The sequence below is a fragment of the Bifidobacterium sp. ESL0827 genome, from assembly GCF_052606685.1.
Genome location: NZ_CP199597.1, coordinates 882519 through 902550, shown reverse-complemented (window position 1 = coordinate 902550; position 20032 = coordinate 882519). Strand labels below are relative to the sequence as shown.

The following is a 20032-nucleotide window of genomic DNA, read 5'->3' as shown; positions in this document are numbered from 1 at the left end:
TGCCGGATGAACGGCACATCACACAATGTCGTGCAAGCTAAGCAAGCGAAAGGATGTGCTCATGGCTGAGCAAGCTGCACCGAGCCTGGAGGGCTGGTTCTGTCTCCACCTCTTCTGGAAAATCGATTGGGCTAAGTGGCGCCGAGTGCCGCAAGACGAACGCCAGGAATGCCTGGATGAGTTCAAGGCCCTTGCCGCACAGCTGGACACAGTCCAGTCCCAGGGCCAGGGAAGCCACTACTGGTGCCGGGTCAATGGGCAAAAGGCCGACCTGGGCCTGATGGTCCTCAGGGAGACACTGGACCAGCTCCAGGAGGTCGAGACCTCCCTAGAGAAGCTGCGCATCTCCGATTATTTGGAGCCGACCATCTCCTATGTGTCAGTCACCGAGGTAGGCCTCTACTCGGGCAAGCCGACCACGGACCGCGGCTGGTCCTACGTCAACGCCAGCCTGCATCCCAAGACGCCCGACAAGCCCTATATCTGCTTCTATCCCATGTCGAAGACCCGAGTTCCAGGTGCCAACTGGTACACGCTGCCCTACGACCAGCGCAAGGCCTACATGCACGACCACGGCAAGATCGGCCGCTCCTATGCCGGCAAGGTCTCCATCATCCTGACAGGCTCCATCGGCCTGGACGACTACGAGTGGGGCGTCACCCTGTTCGCTGACGACCCCGTCCAGTTCAAGAAGATCGTCACCGAGATGCGCTACATCGAAGCCAGCTCCATCTACGGCGAATTCCCCTACTTCCTGGTAGGCACCCAGACCGATCCTGAGCGCATTGACAGGCTGCTCACGGACCAGTTGGGACAGTAACACCATGTCTACAAGAGAGAGAAGATCGATCCTTTCCACGCCCATATGGTTCTTCATGGTCATCGTTTTCATCACCCAGCTGGATGGGGGAGCGGTGCCGACCATGCTGCCGTCCATCACACGGACTTTCGGCCTGACCACCATGGGCTCCTCCTGGGTGGTCGGACTCTACACCCTGGGCCTGGTGGTGGGAACCCCCATCACCTCAAACCTCTCTGACGCCCACGGGACCAGGAAGGTCTTCCTCTGGGAATTGGCCTTCTGGTTCCTTGGATGTCTGATGACGGCGGTCTCGCCCAACTATGCGGTCATGCTGCTGGGCCGGTTCATCCAGTCCTTGGGAGACAGCGGCATCATGGTCCTGTCCATGAACGTCCTTCTGCAGCGCGCCCACAGGAACAACCAAGGCAGGAAGGTCTCCACGGTGGGCATCATCGCCGGTCTTTCCGCCATGGTCAGCCCGGTCTTATCCGGCATACTCCTGGGCATCACCCACGGATGGCGGGCCTACTACTTCATGATGCTGCCCTTCCTGGCCATCTTGTTCATCCTGGCTTGGTTCATGATGGGCGACTCCCAAACCGACCGCGCTTGGAAGACCGACTACCTGGGTCTGGGCTCCTTCAGCATCGCTCTGGCCCTGCTAATGGTGGCAATCACCTTCCTCCAGTACGGAACTACCTACCTGGCCCTGATCATCGGGTGCCTCCTGGTCGCAATGGTGGCCGGCGCGGTCTTCCTGGTGCATGAGCGCAACTTGGGCGACGCCAAGGACACCATGCCCTTCCTGCCCATCCGCCTGCTGAAGCTGCCCTCCTATGGGCTGACGCTTCTGTTGGGGACGCTGGGAGGCATGTTCTTCTCCCTCTTCGTCTACATTCCAACCTATGTCCACTCCGTCTTCGGGCTTCCGGTCCGCTCGGCCGGCATGGTCATGGTCGGCGTCGGGCTGGGCTCCGTGGTCGGATCCTGGCTGGGCGGGCTCCTTGTCGACAAGTTCGGCTACCGGACCACGCTCGTCTTCTCCTCATCGCTGATAGGCCTAATGGCCCTGGTGATCACCCTGACCCTGCACAACCTGCAGCTCTTCATGGTCCTGTCCTTCCTGATGGGGGTGGGCATGGGCTCGATGATGTCCTCGCCGCTCCAGGTCATCGCCGGAAGGCTGGCCGGGCCCGAGAACCGCATGCAGGCCATCGGCGGGCTGTCGGCCTGCAAGAAGATCGGCACCACCATCGCCCCCCTGCTCTTCGCCTCAGCCATTGAACTGGGCAAGGTGGGCGGAAAGGCCGGGCTGGCCTCCTACAGGAACATGTTCCTGGTGGTCATCGTCATAGCCCTGGTCAATATCGGCCTGACATACTGCATTCCATTTTCACAGAAAGAAGTTGCTAATGACTGAACCTACAGCTGTCCTCCTCATGGCTTACGGCACCCCCTACCAGGAGTCCGATATCAAGGGTTACTACACCAATATCCGCCATGGGCAGGAGCCGCCCAAACCGCTCATGGACCAGCTGGTCGGCCGCTACAAGGCCATCGGCCTGCCCTCGCCCCTGGCCAGGATCACCAAGGCCCAGCGCGACGGTCTTCAGGCTGCGCTGGACAAGGCCCACCCCGGTGCTTACAAGGTATACGAAGGGCTGAAGTATATCGCTCCCTTCATCAAGGATGCAGTCGACCAGATTGCCTCCGATGGCATCACCAGAGTCATTGGCATACCCCTGGCCCCGCAGTACTCCTCCTATTCGAGCGAGGACTACCACAACCGCGCCCGCAAGGCCGTCGAGGCCCATCCGGGTATGGAATACCTGCCCGTGCGGTCCTGGTGGAACCACCAAGAGCTGATCCATTTCTGGAGCGACCAGCTGGTTGCCAAGAAGGGGCTGACCGACCGGCCGGACACCAAGGTGATCTTCAGCGCCCACTCCCTGCCCCTGCGCATCATCCAGGGAGGGGACCCCTACAAGGATGAGGTCATCGGTCTGTCTAATGCCGTGGCTCAGGCAGCTGGCCTCAATGAGGATCAGTACGTGCTGGCCTGGCAGTCAGCAGGCCGTACCCAGGAGCCCTGGATCGGTCCTGATTTCGTCACCGTAGCCAAGGATCTGATCACCAAGAGCGGCATGAAGACCATCGTCTCCGCCTCCATCGGTTTCATCGCCGACAATCTGGAGATCTGCTACGACGTCGATCAGGAGCTGGCCAAGGCCATCGAATCCGCCGGCGGCACCCTGACCAGGCTGAACATGCCCAATGACAGCCCCGCCCTCATTGCCACCCTGCAGCAGGTGGTCGAGGAGACCAAGGCAGAGTAACTGATACCAATTGTGCCCCGTCCGGTTTGAACCGGACGGGGCACAATCTTTAATGGCGACTACTGACAGTCAGCGACTGTCAGTCAAGCGCTCAACCGTTGACGCGGTCGATACCCTTCTGTACGTCGGAGAGGACCGAATCCCAGGAGTTGATGAAGGCGGCGACGCCATCGGCCTCCAGCTTGTCGGTCACGTCCTTGATGTTGATGCCCAGGTCTGCCAGCTTCTGCATGATCTGGTGGCTCTCCTCGTAGGTGCCCTCAATGGAGGGGGCGCCGTTGCCGTGAGCGGCCAGGGCCTCAAGGGTCTTCTCAGGCATGGTGTTGACAACGTCAGGGGCCACCAGCTCGTCCACATACTTGCAGTCGGAGTAGGCGGCGTTCTTGGTGCCGGTGGAGGCCCAGAGCGGACGCTGACGCTTGGCGCCCTTGGCTTCCAGATCGGCCCAGCGAGGATCCTTGTCGAAAGCCTTCTCGAAGAGCTCGTAGGCCAGGCGGGCGTTGGCCACGGCGGCCTTGCCCTCCAGGGACTTGGCCTCGTCAGAGCCGTTGGCCTCCAGCAGCTTGTCAACCGCAGTGTCCACGCGGGATACGAAGAAGGAAGCGACCGAGCCGATGTGCTTCAGGTCCTTGCCGTTCTTGTCGGCCTGGGCGATGCCTTCAATGAAGGCGTCGATGACCTGCTGGTAGCGCTCCAGGGAGAAGATCAGGGTCACGTTGACCGAGATGCCCTTGGCCAGGGTGGCGGTGATGGCAGGCAGACCCTCCAGGGTGGCGGGAATCTTGATGAAGGCGTTGGGCCGGTCAACCTTGTTCCAGAGCTCTTCGGCCTGCTTCTCGGTTTCTTCAGTGTTGTGGGCCAGACGAGGATCAACCTCGATGGAGACACGTCCATCCACATAATCGGTCTTCTCGGCAACCTCGCGGAAGATGTCGGTGGCGTTGCGCACATCGGTGGTGGTCAGCTCGCGGACGGCCTCCTCGACGGGGATGCGGCCCAGCTGCTTGAGCTGCTCGTCATAGGGACCCACCTGGCTCAGTGCCTTCTGGAAAATCGAGGGGTTGGTGGTCACGCCCACCACATTGCGCTCGGCGATCAGCTGCTGCAGATTGCCCGACTCGATGCGGGTGCGGCTCAGATCGTCCAGCCAGATCGAGACACCTGAATCGCTGGTGCGCTGGGTGTTTGCATTTTCTGCCATCTTGTCACTCCTTATTTGGGTTCCCGATGGAATCACATTCACTATGCACTACCGGGAAGTATTTTGCTGTATTCCCGCAGGCCGCGTTTCGGGCGTGCCTGCAGGGGAGGGGGCCGGCGTCGCGGACGGCCCCCGATTTGTCATGAACGCCGGGTTCAGCGGGCCCGACGGACTTCCTCCAGGGAGGCCTGTGCTGCTTCGACCACATGATCGGCGGTAATGCCCAGGTCGCGCATGTTCTCGTCGCCGCTGCCCTGCAGGCCGAACTGCTCGATGGAGACGGGCTTGCCATAGCTGCCCAGGTACTTGTACCAAGGCGTGGCCAGTCCGGCCTCAACAGAGACACGAGCCTTGACGGAGGCGGGCAGAACAGCTTCCTTGTAGTCGTCGTCCTGCTCCTCGAACCACTCCAGCGAAGGCACGGAGATGACGCGGGCCTTGACGCCCTGCTCGGCCAGGGTCTTGGAGGCGGCCACAGCGTGCTGCACCTCGGAGCCGGTGGCCATGATCAGTACATCCGGCTGGTCCTCGGTGTCAACCAGCACGTAGGCGCCCTTGCGCACGCCTTCGCGTGCCTTGGCCTTGGTCTCCTCAAGGGTGGGCACGCCCTGCCTGGTCAGAATCATGGCCGTGGGGTGGGTGTTGTCCTTCTCGAAGAAGGCGCGGTAGGCCTCAGCAGTCTCATACTGATCGGCCGGGCGCACAACTTCCATCTGGGGGATGGCACGCACTGCGGTCAGATGCTCGATGGGCTGGTGAGTGGGGCCATCCTCGCCCAGGGCCACGGAGTCGTGGGTCCACACATATAGGTTGGGGATGTCCATCAGGGCAGCTAGGCGCACCGAGGGGCGCTCATAGTCGCTGAACTGGAAGAAGGTCCCGTTGTAGGGCCTGGTGTCCGAACCCAGCAGAATGCCGTTGGTGATGGCGCCCATGCCGAACTCGCGCACGCCGAAGTGCAGCTGGCGGCCGTACTTGCTGGCCTTGGGCCACTGGACGGTCTCGTCGGCCTCGGGAGCGAAGGAGACTGCACCGTTGATGTTGGTGTTGTTGGAGCCGCCCAGATCGGCGGATCCACCCCAGAGTTCGGGCATGATGGGGGCCAGGGCGTTGATGACCGCACCGGAGGCCTTGCGGGTGGCCACCTTGGAGCCGGGCTCGAAGCCAGCCTCCAGGTCGTCCAGGGCCTTGTCGAAGCCTTCGGGCAGCTTGCCGGCATGGATGCGGTCGTAGAGGTCGGCCTTGTCGGGGTTGGCCTTGCGCCAGGCCTGGTACTTCTCGTCCCAGTCCTTGTGAGCGGCCAGACCGCGCTGGGCAACCTCGCGTGCGTGGGCCAGGGCCTCCTCGTCAATCTGGAAGCTCTGCTCAGGGTCGTAGCCCAGGGTCTTCTTCAGGCCGGCGACGGCCTCTGCACCTAGGGCTGAGCCGTGGGCTGAAGGATCGTTTGTCTTGCCGGGAGTGGGCCAGGCCATCAGGGTGTCCACCTTGATGAACTTTGGCCGGTCGGTGACCTGCTCGGCCTTCTCCAGGACGGCAGCCAGGCCTTCGACGTCCTCCTTGTAGGAGCCATCGGGCTGGATGAAGCTGAACTCGTCGGTGTACCAGCCGTAGGCCTGGTAGCGCTTGAGGATGTCCTCGCCCAGGGAGATGCGGGTGTCGCCCTCGATCTGGATGTGGTTGGCATCGAAGATGACGGTCAGGTTGCCCAGGCGCTGGTCGCCGGCCAGAGAGCTGGCCTCGGAGGAGACGCCCTCCTCGACGTCGCCCTCGCCGCAGATGACCCAGACCTTATGGTCGAAGGGGGACTGCCCCTCGGGTGCGTCCGGATCCAGCAGACCGCGCTCGTAGCGCTGACCATAGGCGAAGCCCACGGCCGAGGCCAGGCCCTGGCCCAGCGGGCCGGTGGTCATCTCAATGCCGGGGGTCAGGCCGTACTCGGGGTGGCCGGGAGTCCGGGTGCCAGCGGTGCGGAAGCGCTTCAGATCGTCCAGGGTCAGTCCGTACCCGGAGAAGTAGAGCTGCACGTACTGAGTCAGCGAAGCGTGGCCGCCGGAAAGAATGAACCGATCACGCCCGACCCAGTCAGGGTCGTTGGGGTCGTGACGGATGAAGTGCTGGTAGAGCGCATAAGCGATGGGCGCCAGCGAAATAGGGGAGCCGGGGTGGCCGCTTCCGGCCTTCTCGACCGCGTCGGCCGAGAGGACCTTGGCCATCTTGACAGCCCGCTCATCGAGCTCGGACCATGTGAAATCTGCCATATGGTGCTGCTTTCCTTCCAATCTAGAGGTCTCCATGTTCGACTTGTGTCGAAAATGTTCGATTACCTTCACAATGCGTTTCCATCGTATCGGTTTGAGACGACACAATTCGGCTCTTCGCGCGACGTTTTGGCACTCTCATGGCCCGAGTGCTAATAATGAAACCATGACGGAAGGAGCGACATTGCCTAATACCAGACGCATGCTGGTGCTGCGCGCGGTCGTCGAGGACTATATTCGTTCTCGCGAGCCGGTAGGGTCGGGTTCGCTCACCAGAAATCATCAGCTTGGAGTCAGCTCCGCCACTGTGCGCAACGACATGGCGGCCTTGGAGAATGAGGGCTACCTGGTCCAGCCCCACACCTCGGCCGGCCGCATCCCCACCCAGAAGGGCTACCGTTACTTCGTCGACAGGTTGGCCACCATCGTGCCCCTGTCCGCCGCCCAGCGCCGGGGGATCAACGCTTTTCTCTCCGGGTCGGTCAACCTGGAGGACACCCTGCAGCACGCCGCCCAGCTTCTGGCCCAAATCACCGGGCAGATCGCCGTGGTGGCCTCACCCTCCCTGGCCAGTTCCAACCTGCGCCGGGCCGAGCTTATAGGACTGAGCCGGGGGACCGTACTTATGGTGGTCATCACCGACACCGGCCGGGTGGTCCAGCGCACCCTGCATGGGCCCCTGCAGGAGGACCCGAATGCCTTGGCAGACCTGTCTGACCAGATCAATAGGCAGTGCCAGGATCTGCCCCTGGACCGCGCAGCTGAGCGCTGCCGAATGCTGGCCGACTCCCTTACCGAAGGCCGCGACAAGTCCATGTTGTGCCTGGTAGCTACGGTCTTCGACGAGATGGCCACCCGGGAGCAGACCAGCGGCCTCTACATGGCCGGTACCTCCCAGCTGACCCACAGCCAGGCCGTCTCCCTGGGGGATCTGGGTTCACTGCTGGATGCCCTGGAGGAGCAGGTGGTGCTCATGCGGCTCATGCGGGCCCAGAGCGAGCTTTCCCGCGAGAGTAACGGGGTCAGCGTGGCCATCGGCACCGAGACCCGGACTCCAGAACTGGTCCATGCCTCTGTGGTGACCAGTGGATACGGGCACGCCAGGGCCAGGCAGACCGACGGCTCCGAGGCCGACGAGCCGGTCGCATTTGTGGGCTCCATCGGGCCTACCCATATGGACTATCCAGCGACCATGAGCGCGGTTCGTGCCGTGGCCTCTTACTTGACCGGTTTTCTGGCCGGCGACGGGGAGCCGTGACCGTCAAGGCAACGGCACAAGTCATAGGTATCGTGGGCCCATGCAACTATAGGTCGAGAGGGCATCAAACGAAAAGGATGATCGGTGGCAGATTACTACGAGGTTTTGGGAGTCGACCGCGGCGCGAGCGATCAGGACATCAAGCGTGCCTATCGCAAGATGAGCCGCAAGTACCACCCGGACATCGCCGGGCCCGAATATGAGGACAAGTTCAAGGAGGTCAACAGCGCCTACGAGGTGCTTTCCGATCCTGAGAAGCGGCGTATGTACGACGCGGGCGTGGATCCCAACGACCCCCAGGCCTCCCAGGGAAACGGCCCCTTCGACATGGGCGATGTCTTCAACCAGTTCTTCGGCGGCGGCTTCGGAGGCACCACCCAGGGGCCCATTCCGCGCACCCAGCCCGGTCGGGACGCACTGGCCCAGGTCTCCGTGGACATGAAGACCGCCATTTTTGGAGGCGTGGTACGCACCCCCATCAGCACCTATGGCCTCTGCCAGGAGTGCGGCGGCTCGGGCGCCCAGAAGGGGACCTCCCCGGTGACCTGCCCGGTCTGCAACGGTAAGGGCTATGCCCAGAAGGTGGTGCGAACCCTGCTGGGTCAGATGATGAGCCAGGCCCCCTGTGAGCGGTGTGAGGGCCACGGCACCATCATCGAACACCCCTGCCCGGTCTGCAACGGCCACGGCCGGGTGCGCACCCGGCGCGAGGTGGGCGTCAACGTGCCCGCAGGCGTGGCTGACGGTTCCCGGCTGCGGCTTGCCTCCCAGGGCGAGGTGGGCGAGGGCGGCGGCGCAGCCGGCGACCTGTACGTGGATATCACCATCAAGCCCGACAAGCACTACACCCGCAGCGGCCAGGACCTGCACTGCTGGATTGCCGTGCCCATGACCTGGGCCGTGCTGGGCCACCAGGTCGACCTGGAGACCTTCGACGGCCAGCGTCAGGTGGACATCCCCGCCGGCTGCCAGCCCGACCAGGAGATCACCATCAAGGGCCTGGGAGTAACCAGGCTCGGCAACCGGGAGGAGCGCGGCGACATCATCGTCCACGTGCTGGTCCAGATCCCCACCAAGCTGGACGACGATCAGCGACGCCTGATTGAGGACTTCGCCAACAGCCACGACTCCGAGGCCAGACAGGTCCCGCAGAGTGCCAAGCCTGCCGGAGCCGGGGGCCGCAAGGGGATCTTCGGCAAGCTCAAGGACATCTTCAGCTGAGTCGGCTGAGTCAGCCCAGCAGCGACCGGCACATGGACCGGTACTCGCTCACATAGCCGCCGCCGAAGAAGGCGCAGTGCCCGGCGATGGCGTAGAGCTGCCAGAGCGTGGTCCGGTTCTGGTAGCCGGCCGCCAGGGGATGCACGCTCTGGTAGCCGTCCAGAATCTGCCCCAGGTAGGGGATGCCGAACAGCTGCAGCATGGCCAGGTCCTCCTCGCGGTGGCCGCCGTGGGCCGCAGGGTCGATCAGGACGGCCTGGGTGTTCCCGTCGTTCCTGGTCCACATGACGTTCCCGCTCCAAAGGTCCCCATGAACCCGGGCGGGCTTGTCATTGGCGGCCGCGCCCAGCAGCTCCGGCAGCGCCTGGATCACCTCTTCGGTCATCTTCATGTCCTCGCGGTTCAGGGCGCGCCGATCCATGGCCATGCCCACCATGGGCTCCAGCCGTCCCTCGGCCCAGTAGGTGGCCGGGTCGTCCCAGGCGCCCACGTCCATGGGGAGCGGATCCTGCAGGGGTCCGAAGTAGCAGGTGCCCGTGTAGCCCTCGGGCGCGGAGCCGAAGTGGTCGGCCCCGGCATCATGCATGTGGGCCAGCTGGGCGCCGAAGCGGTAGGCCGCGCCAGGCGTGGGGGAGGCGGAGGTCACCTCCTCGATGTCCAGGTAGTCCGGGCCCCAGTCGTAGACGTCCACCACCCGGGGACCGCCCTGCGCCTGGGCCTGGCCCAGCCATTGAAGCCCGCGCCCCTCGCACTCGAAGAATCCCGCTGGGGCCCCGCCCCTGGATTTTCTGTAGGTCTTGGCCATGATGATCCACACCCCTATTCGTCGAGTCGTCGATTCCGACAAGATCCATTGTGGGCATTCTGCGAGACATGCCCGGCCCTTGGTTCTTCCTGCCCTGCGCGGTGGCTATGCTTGCCATTGTTGTCCGACATAGCAAGAGGGGTCCATGAATTTCTTCGAAGCCATTCTGTTCGGCCTGGTGCAGGCCCTGACGGAGTATTTCCCCGTCTCATCCAGCGCCCATATCCGCATTGTGGGCGGCCTGCTGGGCCAGGACCCGGGCGCAGCCTTCACAGCCATCATCCAATTCGGCACCGAGCTGGCGGTCCTGCTCTACTTCCGGCATGACATTGCCCGCATACTGACCCACTGGTTCCGTTGCCTGACCGGCAAGGACGGCTCCTCCTGGCGCGAGCGGATGGGTTCCAAGGACCATGATGCGGCCCTGGGCTGGTACATCATTCTGGGAACCCTGCCCATCGTTGTGGCGGGCCTGCTCTTCCAGAAGATAATCGAAACCAAGCTGCGCAACCTCTGGATCACCGTGGTGGTGCTGATCGTCTTCGGCCTCCTGCTGGACTACTTCGACCGCCACGGCCGCCAGAACAAGGAGATCCGCCAGATGAACGCCCGGGACGCCCTGCTCTTTGGCATCGGGCAGATGCTGGCACTGATCCCCGGCGTATCCCGCTCGGGCGGCACCATGACCTTCGGCCGCGCCCTGGGCTATACCCGCGAGTCCGCCACCCGGGTCAGCTTCCTCATGGCCATCCCCGCCGTCTTCGGTGCCGGCATCCTCGAGACGGTAAAATCCTTGAAGAACATCAACGCGGACGCCGCCTTCCCCGGCTGGGGAGCCACCATCTGCGCCACCATTGTCAGCTTCCTGCTGGGATACATCGTCATCATCGCCTTTTTGAAGATCGTCTCGCGCTTCTCCTACCGGGGATTCGTCATCTACCGGATCGGCCTGGCCATCTTTGTTGCCATCATGCTTATGGTCGGCGCCCTGCCCGCCGTAGGCGGCGTGGCGGCCAACTGAGCCTGCAAGAACTGCCGAGGAATTCGACGCTCTCCTGAATGCGTGATAATATTTTTTTGCATGTTGTCCATGGTTCTTAGGGGTGGAATCAGTCCAGGCCTCTATAAGGTCTGCGGTAAATAAGGCATCATGAGTTTTGGGGAGGTTTGAAGTGGTTTCGTCGTCTACGTCTGCTGATTCTCGCAGTCATAGGTTTGGTCTTCGGTCACTCATATCAACATTGGTGCTGATACCCCTGCTTCTGACCGGCATGGCTGCCGGCACCGTTTTCGCCTCCGACTCAGATGTCAACGGGGGGGGGGGTCGCTATACCGATCCGGTAGATAACGGTTCGCTTAGCAATTTACAACCTACTAGTCTGCCTTCTCCGTCGCCGCTGACGACTTCATCTGTTTCACCGTCGCCTGCTCAATCTCAAACAGACCTTTACAAAACACCGGAATCAACTCCGAGCAATTCCCACGAGGATGCTAAAACCCAGTCAGCTACTGGCGATTCCCACACCGTGGTATTTGATTCTGCCAATGGAGGCAAAGCAGAACGCGTAACTGTGCCGGATGGTTCCTTGGCGTCACCGCCTATTCGCAATCCGCAGCGTGACGGCTATCGTTTTGACGGCTGGGCGGAGCATGACGGAATCATGGATTTCCGCACCCCGATTACCAGAGACATCACCTTAAAGGCCAAGTGGACCGCGGTTACTGATTGGACTCTGAGTCCCGACCATGGTCCGGCTTCCGGCGGCACCAGCATAACCATTTCACCACCAAGTGCAGATTCGCCTTCGTTCAGCGCTTTGGAAGCACATGCTGACAGAGTTATTGGTGTGACAGGCGATGGACGTCTGTTCACGTGGACATCGAACGCTAAGATGCCTGCTCAGGTGCCGTCGCCCCAAGGTGAGTCAGGCGACGTACGATTCATAAGGGGAGTCGTTGGTGAGAACGGCTACGCGGCCTTGAGCCGGGCTCACCGCATCTACGCTTGGAGAAAGAGCGGAGATACACCTGCGTTACTTAACGCAGATTCCACAACCTACACCAGCATTGCCATGACCAATGACCGCCTCATGGCAGTGGATCAAGAGGGCCATATCCACACATGGGTTAGTCAGGTGGAGTCAAACAGTCAGAAACTATTTTGGAAGTCTGCAGTGAAAACTATAAGCCTGCCCAGACAGGCCTTAGCGGTTGAGGCAATAGGCAACGCTGATCATCTTCTCGCCTTGGACCGTCAGGGTAACGTTTGGATTTGCAAGCCAACTGCAACCAATACGGATCAGATCCAACCTATTAAGCTTGCCAATCGTGTTACCCAGATATCGGCCATGGTTCATGGCTTTGTGCTTTTAAACTCATCAGGTCAAATTAGCTATCTTGATAACGGGCAGCCCCAACCAGAGCTACTGGTTTTGCCCGACAGTTCTGCCGCCACAACCATAAACAGTGATGCCACACAAGCAACTGTTGTTAATTCCAAAGGCCACCTTTGGACCTGGCAGCCTCGTGAGACGCCTGTGCGCGCGGACAGAGGGAACCAGCGGTATCTGCAGGCTGTAACCTCCGAAAACTGGATCACAGCAGTTGACCGGCAGGGGAAAATGTCCAAGTGGAACCTTGACGAGCAGGGTCAGTCCAGCAAACCGGTAAGAATCAACACCACCACGATACCCACCGTGGAATCAGCCAACTTGGATAGCGAGCCACTCAAACTCACCAAGACCGGCGACGCCTGGCAAGTGCAGACATCCGCGCACAAGCCTGGGCCTGCCGCTATTACACTCGCCGGCAGGCAGGACGGCCAGCCCTTCACCAGAAGCCTGGACTATACCGTCGACCAGCCGCTGTTACGGAACGCCCGGAAAGTCTCCACCTACCAGGTCACCTTCGAGACGGACGGCGGAAGCACCAAACCCGGAGATCAGAGTGTCTCCTACCCATACGGCAGGGTGAAACGGCCTTCTCCCGACCCCGTACGTGATGGCTACCAGTTCGATGGGTGGTTCATTGGGGAGGTCGCCTACAACTTCAGCAAGCCCGTCACCGAGAACCTCACCCTCACTGCCAAATGGACACCCAACAAGCAGAACAACACATGGAGCATCAACCCCGACAAGGGCAGCCAGCTAGGCGGGCAACAGACCGTCATCACACCGCCAGACAGCAGCAGTGGCATCAAATTCAACCAGGTCAGCGCATCAGCAACTTACGGTAGATTTTCCTTGGCTGTGGGCAGTGACGGGAACGCCTACGCCTGGGGGGACAACATGTACGGCGAGCTCGGCGACGGGACGGAAATCAGCCGGACTACGCCGGTCAAGGTGAAAAAGCCTATAGGCGCGCCGACAGATTTTACCTACGTGCAGGTCAGCGCCGGAGAAGACCATTCGATGGCTTTGGGCAGTGACGGATACGTGTACGCTTGGGGAGATGGCGCGTTTGGCCAGCTCGGTAACAATGAAAAAGGATATGAGAATCGTTCATCTGTTCCCGTGCGCATGCACGATGGCAATAATTCTAGCAAGGGACTGGCTGCTGTACAGGTGAGTGCTGGACCGGCTTTTTCACTAGCTGTCGATAAAAATGGAAACATTTGGGCATGCGGACAAAATCCATATGGCCAGCTTGGTAAAGGTAGTACATACAACTCGTGGTATCCTACGCGGGTGCTATTCCCCAGTAATACAACGAGTGCGGTGCAGGTAAGCGCCGGAGACAGGCATTCGCTGGCAGTCGATACAAATGGTAACGCCTGGGCATGGGGACAGAACAGTGATGGTCAGCTCGGCAACGGAACTACGACCGACTGGCATGAGAACCCTAATCCCATATTGGTTAAGTTTCCTAAGAACACTGGCACCGTTAAAGTTTCGCAGGTTAGCGCCGGATTGACGACTTCACTGGCTATTGACTCGAATGGTAATGCTTGGGCATGGGGAAGCAATGAATATGGTCAGCTCGGCAATGGCACCAAGGGTGGCTATTCGGACCTTCCCGTGCAAATTCAGGACCCAAATGATGTCAGTAAAGTACTGAATGTCGTACAAATTAGCGGCGGAACGAATTATTCGCTGGCTATCGACAATGACGGTAACGCCTGGGCATGGGGAAACAATGAAGATGGTCAGCTCGGCGACAATACTACCAACGATCGGCTTTCCCCTGTAAAGGTGCTAGACTCCACGCAATCCGAGACTTCGGCTGGCCCCTGGCTGAATGCCGCTCAAGTAAGCGCAGGAGAAGGTCACGCGCTAGCTATTGACGCAGACGGGAACGCAAAAGCATGGGGAGAGGGATATGGAGTTCTTGGCAATCCTGACGCAGGAAATCAGAGTCTGGCACCTGTGCCGGTGATGTTCCCGTCGCAGCCAGTAATTACCGCAGTCAGTTTTGATACCAGTCCTGCCACCGATCTGACCCCTGTCAGCAACAGCAACAGTGTCACCGTGGTCACGCCTGCACATGAACCAGGCCAGGTCAAGGTTAGCGTTGACTACAAACTAGGCGACATAGCCCAGAAGCCATACACCTCCCTTACCTATACGTATACGCCGTACACACCTGCTGGCGTGCTCCCTAGCGCCGGCGGAGAAGGTTTTCTACTCGCCCTTGCCGCCGGCACGACCAGCATGGGTGGAGTCCTGGCCTCACGCCGCCACCGAAGAGAACAGCATCTACTTCTATACGCTTCACACGAGTAAGACGGGCCGCGGGCAGATTAATCCCCCTAGCTGCGGCCCTACGGGGGGCATAAGGAGGCATGTGTCACATAAGGCTCATCCCCAAGCGAGCCGACATACCTCCCACCCCCCACACACTACGTTTTCCTCAAGAAATAGGAAGCTCAGCCGGGCAGGTGCCCAGATCTAGATAAAACATGGGCGACCTGCATAGGAATCCATAGTTTCAAGCCAAGTCGGCTGTTGTCGTTCTTTCATAACGAACAGACCTATACAGAACCCAATGCAATGTGTCTATGAAAATTCACCGATACTATGACACGTGATCAGTCTCACATTGTTCTTACATCTTGTCCTGGGCACGCATCAGAAAATGATGCTCGGCTTTAAAGACCCTCGGTTTTCCGTGATTACTAGGCTTCCAATCTCGTTCTGGCATACTTAATCCATGGGAAACAGCTCGGTTATGAAGTTAAGTCTGGACGACTGGCCGAGTTTGCGAAAAGCAAGATTCAGCCGCCTTCTTGCGTTACCATGAAAATTCATTCGGCAATTCAGCACTCCTGCGGTCTCAATAGGTCGTATGTAAAGGACTGAAGTGCACAAAAGAAGGTCTAATATACGGGATTAGAGGAGGCCGATTGGCTGGTATGGAGGTGATGGACCATATCACGCCATCCAATACCTTTCGCTTCCCGCAGCACCAACCGGTGGTTGCAAGCCGCCCTGTTAGGATGTTGAGGATCAGCCATGCATTTCACAGTAGACAACCTTGAAGAGGTATTTCCCCTGGCAGAATTCATAGCCGATTCCTTCGGTCCCATGGCCGAGATTGTTGTGCATGACATCACACGCCCGGAAAATTCTATCGTCTTCATCCGCAACGGCCAGCTCTCCGGACGCTCCCTGGGCGACGCAGTCACAGACCAGACCCGACAACTGGCCATACGGGCCGACCAGGACGGGGCCGACTTCGTCTCCGACTACAGAGGGCGCCGGCTGAACAAGCACGAGTTTCGCGTCTCCTCCTATCTGGTCCGCAACCGGGATCAGACCGTCATTGGTCTGCTCTGCATCAGCATCAACATTACCGAGTTGCAGCAGGCTGCCCATGTGCTGCAGACGCTGTCCTCAATCGACTCCGACGATGTGCAGATCTCCACTGAGACCTCCCGCCGCCACGTGAGCGAGGAGCCCGCGGAGAACATTCGCAGGATTACCAGAGATGAGGTCCGCCAGTTCAACATTCCTATGGACAAGCTGACCAAGCAGGACAGGCTGGAGATCATTCGCAACATCAAGGACCGGGGCATCTTCCTCATCAAAGGCGCGGTGGGAATCGTAGCCCCTGAGCTCAAGATATCAATTCCCACCCTCTACCGGTACCTGCAAGCCCTGAAATAAGGGCTAAAAAGTAAGACCTCCGGCGGCAGGAGAGGGGGGTATATTTCTGTGCCGCCGGAGGAGCTTTACAGCACGGCCGCCGCCATTGGCGACAACCGGAACGTGGCCATACATACAAACCACGCAAGTATCACATAGGTAAAACAGGGAGCCCTCAGTTTCCTCGAGCTGGGGTGCATTGCAGATTCAGCCAGGCTAGACACGTGCCCTCATTGGCCTAGGCCTTTCTTCATGCTATCACCTCTTCAAGGATGCATCAGGTACTCCCGTTTCTGACAGGTCCCCCGACCTGCTGCTAAGAGCAAATTATCACAAGGTCCCGGACATACTCAACACTTCGTTCGCTATCCGCCACGAAAACCGGTAGACAGCCACTGTAATTAAGCATAAACAGCAAACTTCGGTCATGCTGGTAACAATAATTTATTACTTGCATCTTTGCCGGGGGAATGACTGGTGAGGGATTATCGAGCATTCAGAAAGTTCGCAAAATGACAGTCGCTGACTAAGAACTATCCGTAGATGGAAGATAGGGGGGGGGGTAGGGAGAAAATCCAGGTGGGCGATGCAGGAATCGAACCTGCGACCCCTTCGGTGTGAACGAAGTGCGCTAGCCGCTGCGCCAATCGCCCGGATTAGGAAAGACCACCGAAGTGATCCTCGTGGGCGATACTGGATTCGAACCAGTGACCCCTTCCGTGTCAGGGAAGTGCGCTACCTCTGCGCCAACCGCCCGGGTCATTCTCGTTTCGAGAGAGAGGTGGGTACGAGAGTCGAACTCGTCTATACGGCTTTGCAGGCCGCTGCCTAACCGCTTGGCTAACCCACCGTATTGGTTAAACTGCTCGAAACCTCGAGCGGGCAACGGGACTCGGACCCGCGGTCTCGACCTTGGCAAGGTCGCGCTTTACCAACTAAGCTATGCCCGCACATTCAACCTTCACCGTGGTGGTGACTGCCGAAGCACGTTGCACTACTGTAGCGTAGACCTCCGCACTTGGCAAAAAGCGCGTGTCGCCGCGTCATAAAGCCACCCTCCGCTGATGGCAAAGCCGCGCAATACAAGGCTTCCTACCGGTAGGGTGAGAGGTATGAGTGAAGAAGCCAGGCAGCACTGCACCATGGTGGCCGCCTTCGATGGCTGGAACGATGCATGCTCAGCCTCGACCAACGTCATCCGCCACCTGTTGAACGTCTACGAGTCCCACGAAATCGGCAGCATTCCGGGCGACGGGTTCTACGACTACCAGATGTCACGGCCCATGCTCTGCCATGTGCAGGGCAGGCGGCGGATCATCTGGCCCTCCGCCAAGATCTACCGGGTGCGGATTGATGACACCCACACCCTCCTGCTGGAGATGGGCCCGGAGCCCAACTACCACTGGAGCGACTTCTGCCGGCGCAGCATCCACTGGGCCGAAGACGACGAGGCGGAGGCCATCATCACACTGGGCGCCATGTTCGCCGACTGCCCCCACACCAGGCCCCTGCCCATCGACGACCTGGCCGGCGACCAGCCCAAAACCGACACCGACGGCCACTCCGGCCCCATAGGCATTCCCACCGTCCTGGATGCCCTGGCCACCCAGGACGGCTACAGCACCGAGTCCATCTGGGTCTCCGTGCCCCAGTACCTGGGCAGCGACGAGTGCGCCCAGGGTACCCTGCAGCTGCTGCAAAGGCTCTCGGCCATGCTTGGCGTCCACCTTGACGAGGGGGAGCTGCCCCGCAAGGCCGCCGAGTGGAAGGCCCAGGCCGGAATGCTGCTGCGCTGCAACGACGACCTGGCCAACTACGTCCACCGTCTGGAGATGGACGTCGACCAGGCCCAGGTGGACGAGCCGGCCGCCGAAGAGCTGGTCCGGGAAGCCGAGGATTATCTGCGCTCCATGGGCAACAAAGGCCCCTCCTTGTCTGAGTGACGACCTAGGCTATGGCTCGATAACCATGTCCAGCCTGCACCCTGTAACGCGGGCTCCGATAGCAAGGACGGCATTCATGACACAGTCGAGCATCTCCATCATCGTCAAGGGCGAACGGAAGGAGGTGGCGGCGGATCAGACTGGCGTCCAGCTTTTTGCTGACGACAAGGACATCATCGCCGTCGACCTCAACGGGCAGCCACGCGACCTCTACACACCCCTGCACGAGGGCGACAAGGTCGAGCCCATCACCTTGGAGAGCGACCAGGGACTGGCCATCATGCGGCACTCGGCCACCCACGTCATGGCTCAGGCCGTTCAGGAGATCCGCCCGGACGCCAAGCTGGGCATTGGCCCGGCCATCAAGGATGGCTTCTATTACGACTTCGACGTGGAAAAGCCCTTCACCCCCGACGACCTCAAGCAGATCGAACAGCGGATGAAGCGGATTATCAAGTCCTCCCAGAGCTTCCGTCGTCGCGTGGTGACCGAGGAGGAGGCCCGCAAGGAGGAGGCCGACCAGCCCTACAAGCTGGAGCTGATCGGAGCCAAAGAGGCCGAGATCAATAGTGAGGAAGCCACTGAGGTGGCCACCGGTGGCGAGCTGACCATGTACGACAATCTGGACCGCGAGGGCAACACGGTCTGGAAGGACCTATGCCGTGGCCCCCACCTGCCCAACACCCGCTACATCCGCTGCTTCAAGCTCATGCGAACGGCAGCCGCTTACTGGCGCGGGGACGAGAAGAACCCCATGCTCCAGCGCATCTACGGCACTGCTTGGGCCAACAAGGATGATATGAAGGCCTACACCGCCCGTCTGGAGGAGGCCGCCCGCCGCGACCATCGCAAGCTGGGCGCCGAGATGGACCTCTTCTCCTTCCCTGATGAGATCGGGCCCGGACTGCCCGTCTTCCACCCCAAGGGCGCGGCCGTCATCAACGTCATGGAGGACTACTCCCGCCAGATGCACCGGCGCAACGGCTACTCCTTTGTGCAGACCCCGCACATCACCAAGGGCCACCTCTACGAGATCTCGGGCCATCTGCAGTGGTACAAGGACGGCATGTACCCGCCCATGCACCTGGATGAGGAGAAGGATGCCAACGGCAAGGTCACCCGCCAAGGCTTCGACTACTACCTGAAGCCCATGAACTGCCCCATGCACAACCTGATCTTCAAGTCCCGGCAGCGCTCCTACAAGGAGCTGCCCCTGCGGCTGTTCGAGTTCGGCACCGTCTACCGCTACGAGAAGTCCGGCGAGGTCCACGGCCTGACCCGCGTGCGCGGCCTGACCCAGGACGACTCCCACATCTACTGCACCCGAGACCAGATGAAGGGGGAGCTGACCAACCTGCTCCAGTTCGTGCTCAAGGTGCTCAAGGACTTTGGCCTCAACGACTTCTACCTGGAGCTGTCCACCAAGGATCCCAACAAGTTCGTCGGCTCCGACGAGGTCTGGGAGGAAGCTACCAACACCCTGGCCGAGGTGGCCAAGGACTCCGGGCTGGAACTGGTTGACGACCCCGAAGGCGCCGCCTTCTACGGCCCCAAGATCTCCGTCCAGGCACGCGATGCCATTGGGCGCACCTGGCAGGTTTCCACCATCCAACTGGACTTCAACCTGCCCGAGCGCTTCCAGCTGGAATACATCGCCGCCGACGGTTCCCACCAGCGGCCGGTCATGATTCACCGGGCCCTCTTCGGCTCCATCGAACGCTTCTTCGCCATCCTGCTGGAGCACTACGCCGGCGCCTTCCCGGCCTGGCTGGCCCCCGTCCAGGTGCAGGCCGTGCCCGTGGCCGACGAGTTCGCCCCCCACCTGGAGCACCTGCTGGACCAGCTGCGCGACGACATGGTCCGCTGCGAGATCGACCGCTCCGACGACCGCTTCGGCAAGAAGATCCGCAACGCGGCCAAGTCCAAGGCCCCCTTCATCCTGATCGCCGGCGAGGAGGATGCCTCCAAGAACGCGGTCTCCTTCCGCTTCCGCGACGGCAGCCAGCTCAACGGGGTGCCTGTGGAGCAGGCCCGCGCCTGGATCAACGAGGCCATCAAGGTCCGCGCCCAGATCAACTCGGCAGACGACTTCCGAGCGAACACCTCCTGCAGTCAGGACTGACCA

Annotated in this window: 13 protein-coding genes and 4 tRNA genes; 10 read left to right on the top strand and 7 right to left on the bottom strand. The window is 60.5% G+C overall.

Annotated features, from left to right (window positions below; all coding sequences use genetic code 11):
• Window positions 1–61: 61 nt before the first annotated feature.
• The 3 genes from hemQ to hemH are packed head-to-tail and all read left to right on the top strand — an operon-like array spanning window position 62 to window position 3138.
• The gene (hemQ, locus tag ACUIAI_RS03530; protein WP_445342661.1) at window positions 62–820 is read left to right on the top strand and encodes a hydrogen peroxide-dependent heme synthase; all 759 of its coding nucleotides are present in this window, start codon (window positions 62–64) and stop codon (window positions 818–820) included.
• Window positions 821–875: 55 nt separating this feature from the next.
• Window positions 876–2222, top strand: coding sequence for an MFS transporter (locus ACUIAI_RS03525; protein ID WP_445342660.1), 1347 nt, complete (start codon window positions 876–878; stop codon window positions 2220–2222).
• On the top strand, window positions 2215–3138 hold the full coding sequence (gene hemH / locus ACUIAI_RS03520; protein WP_254477498.1) for a ferrochelatase: 924 nt from the start codon (window positions 2215–2217) through the stop codon (window positions 3136–3138). Before ACUIAI_RS03525 ends, hemH begins: the two co-directional genes overlap by 8 nt.
• 91 nt (window positions 3139–3229) lie before the next feature.
• On the opposite strand, the gene tal is transcribed toward hemH, so the two are convergent.
• Both tal and tkt read right to left on the bottom strand, forming a co-directional pair.
• Entirely contained in the window at window positions 3230–4339 is a 1110-nt protein-coding gene (gene tal, locus ACUIAI_RS03515; protein WP_024628055.1) for a transaldolase, read from the bottom strand.
• Between the two features lie 155 nt (window positions 4340–4494).
• Window positions 4495–6597: a transketolase gene (tkt, locus tag ACUIAI_RS03510; protein WP_445342659.1), complete on the bottom strand. Its 2103-nt coding sequence runs from the start codon at window positions 6595–6597 to the stop codon at window positions 4495–4497.
• 184 nt (window positions 6598–6781) lie between these two features.
• On the opposite strand from tkt, the gene hrcA reads away from it, so the two are divergent.
• Both hrcA and dnaJ read left to right on the top strand, forming a co-directional pair.
• Window positions 6782–7855: a heat-inducible transcriptional repressor HrcA gene (hrcA, locus tag ACUIAI_RS03505; RefSeq protein WP_110412922.1), complete on the top strand. Its 1074-nt coding sequence runs from the start codon at window positions 6782–6784 to the stop codon at window positions 7853–7855.
• A gap of 84 nt (window positions 7856–7939) precedes the next feature.
• A complete protein-coding gene (gene dnaJ / locus ACUIAI_RS03500; RefSeq protein WP_445342658.1) occupies window positions 7940–9076 on the top strand; it encodes a molecular chaperone DnaJ in 1137 nt (378 codons plus the stop codon).
• Between the two features lie 10 nt (window positions 9077–9086).
• Here dnaJ and ACUIAI_RS03495 read toward each other — a convergent pair whose 3' ends face one another.
• Window positions 9087–9881, bottom strand: coding sequence for a fructosamine kinase family protein (locus ACUIAI_RS03495; RefSeq protein ID WP_445342657.1), 795 nt, complete (start codon window positions 9879–9881; stop codon window positions 9087–9089).
• Window positions 9882–10026: 145 nt separating this feature from the next.
• On the opposite strand from ACUIAI_RS03495, the gene uppP reads away from it, so the two are divergent.
• The 3 genes from uppP (at window position 10027) to ACUIAI_RS03480 (ending at window position 15985) form a co-directional block, all read left to right on the top strand.
• A complete protein-coding gene (uppP, locus tag ACUIAI_RS03490; RefSeq protein ID WP_445342656.1) occupies window positions 10027–10902 on the top strand; it encodes an undecaprenyl-diphosphatase UppP in 876 nt (291 codons plus the stop codon).
• 250 nt (window positions 10903–11152) lie between these two features.
• Window positions 11153–14602 carry an RCC1 domain-containing protein gene (locus tag ACUIAI_RS03485; RefSeq protein WP_445342654.1) on the top strand — a complete coding sequence of 1150 codons (3450 nt, stop codon included), beginning with the start codon at window positions 11153–11155 and terminating at the stop codon, window positions 14600–14602.
• Window positions 14603–15331: 729 nt separating this feature from the next.
• The gene (locus ACUIAI_RS03480) at window positions 15332–15985 is read left to right on the top strand and encodes a helix-turn-helix transcriptional regulator (RefSeq protein ID WP_046322910.1); all 654 of its coding nucleotides are present in this window, start codon (window positions 15332–15334) and stop codon (window positions 15983–15985) included.
• A gap of 559 nt (window positions 15986–16544) precedes the next feature.
• Here the strand turns inward: ACUIAI_RS03480 and ACUIAI_RS03475 are convergent.
• From ACUIAI_RS03475 to ACUIAI_RS03460, 4 genes are all read right to left on the bottom strand, one after another.
• A tRNA-Val gene (locus ACUIAI_RS03475) sits at window positions 16545–16617 on the bottom strand.
• A gap of 31 nt (window positions 16618–16648) precedes the next feature.
• A tRNA-Val gene (locus tag ACUIAI_RS03470) sits at window positions 16649–16720 on the bottom strand.
• Window positions 16721–16743: 23 nt separating this feature from the next.
• A tRNA-Cys gene (locus ACUIAI_RS03465) sits at window positions 16744–16814 on the bottom strand.
• A gap of 27 nt (window positions 16815–16841) precedes the next feature.
• Window positions 16842–16914, bottom strand: a tRNA-Gly gene (locus ACUIAI_RS03460).
• A 162-nt stretch (window positions 16915–17076) separates the two neighbouring features.
• Between ACUIAI_RS03460 and ACUIAI_RS03455 the strand changes: the two genes are divergently transcribed.
• Entirely contained in the window at window positions 17077–17907 is an 831-nt protein-coding gene (locus ACUIAI_RS03455) for a PAC2 family protein (RefSeq protein ID WP_045924425.1), read from the top strand.
• A 76-nt stretch (window positions 17908–17983) separates the two neighbouring features.
• Window positions 17984–20029, top strand: coding sequence for a threonine--tRNA ligase (gene thrS / locus ACUIAI_RS03450; RefSeq protein ID WP_445342653.1), 2046 nt, complete (start codon window positions 17984–17986; stop codon window positions 20027–20029).
• The last annotated feature ends 3 nt before the right edge of the window (window positions 20030–20032 follow it).

What these genes read in the sequence shown, in the direction of transcription:
- hemQ (WP_445342661.1), top strand. Translation starts at nt 62, where the DNA reads ATGGCTGAGCAAGCTGCACCGAGCCTGGAGGGCTGGTTCTGTCTCCAC.
- ACUIAI_RS03525 (WP_445342660.1), top strand. Translation starts at nt 876, where the DNA reads ATGGTCATCGTTTTCATCACCCAGCTGGATGGGGGAGCGGTGCCGACC.
- hemH (WP_254477498.1), top strand. Translation starts at nt 2,215, where the DNA reads ATGACTGAACCTACAGCTGTCCTCCTCATGGCTTACGGCACCCCCTAC.
- tal (WP_024628055.1), bottom strand. Translation starts at nt 4,339, where the DNA reads ATGGCAGAAAATGCAAACACCCAGCGCACCAGCGATTCAGGTGTCTCG.
- tkt (WP_445342659.1), bottom strand. Translation starts at nt 6,597, where the DNA reads ATGGCAGATTTCACATGGTCCGAGCTCGATGAGCGGGCTGTCAAGATG.
- ACUIAI_RS03495 (WP_445342657.1), bottom strand. Translation starts at nt 9,881, where the DNA reads ATGGCCAAGACCTACAGAAAATCCAGGGGCGGGGCCCCAGCGGGATTC.
- uppP (WP_445342656.1), top strand. Translation starts at nt 10,027, where the DNA reads ATGAATTTCTTCGAAGCCATTCTGTTCGGCCTGGTGCAGGCCCTGACG.
- ACUIAI_RS03485 (WP_445342654.1), top strand. Translation starts at nt 11,153, where the DNA reads ATGGCTGCCGGCACCGTTTTCGCCTCCGACTCAGATGTCAACGGGGGG.
- ACUIAI_RS03480 (WP_046322910.1), top strand. Translation starts at nt 15,332, where the DNA reads ATGCATTTCACAGTAGACAACCTTGAAGAGGTATTTCCCCTGGCAGAA.
- ACUIAI_RS03455 (WP_045924425.1), top strand. Translation starts at nt 17,077, where the DNA reads ATGAGTGAAGAAGCCAGGCAGCACTGCACCATGGTGGCCGCCTTCGAT.
- thrS (WP_445342653.1), top strand. Translation starts at nt 17,984, where the DNA reads ATGACACAGTCGAGCATCTCCATCATCGTCAAGGGCGAACGGAAGGAG.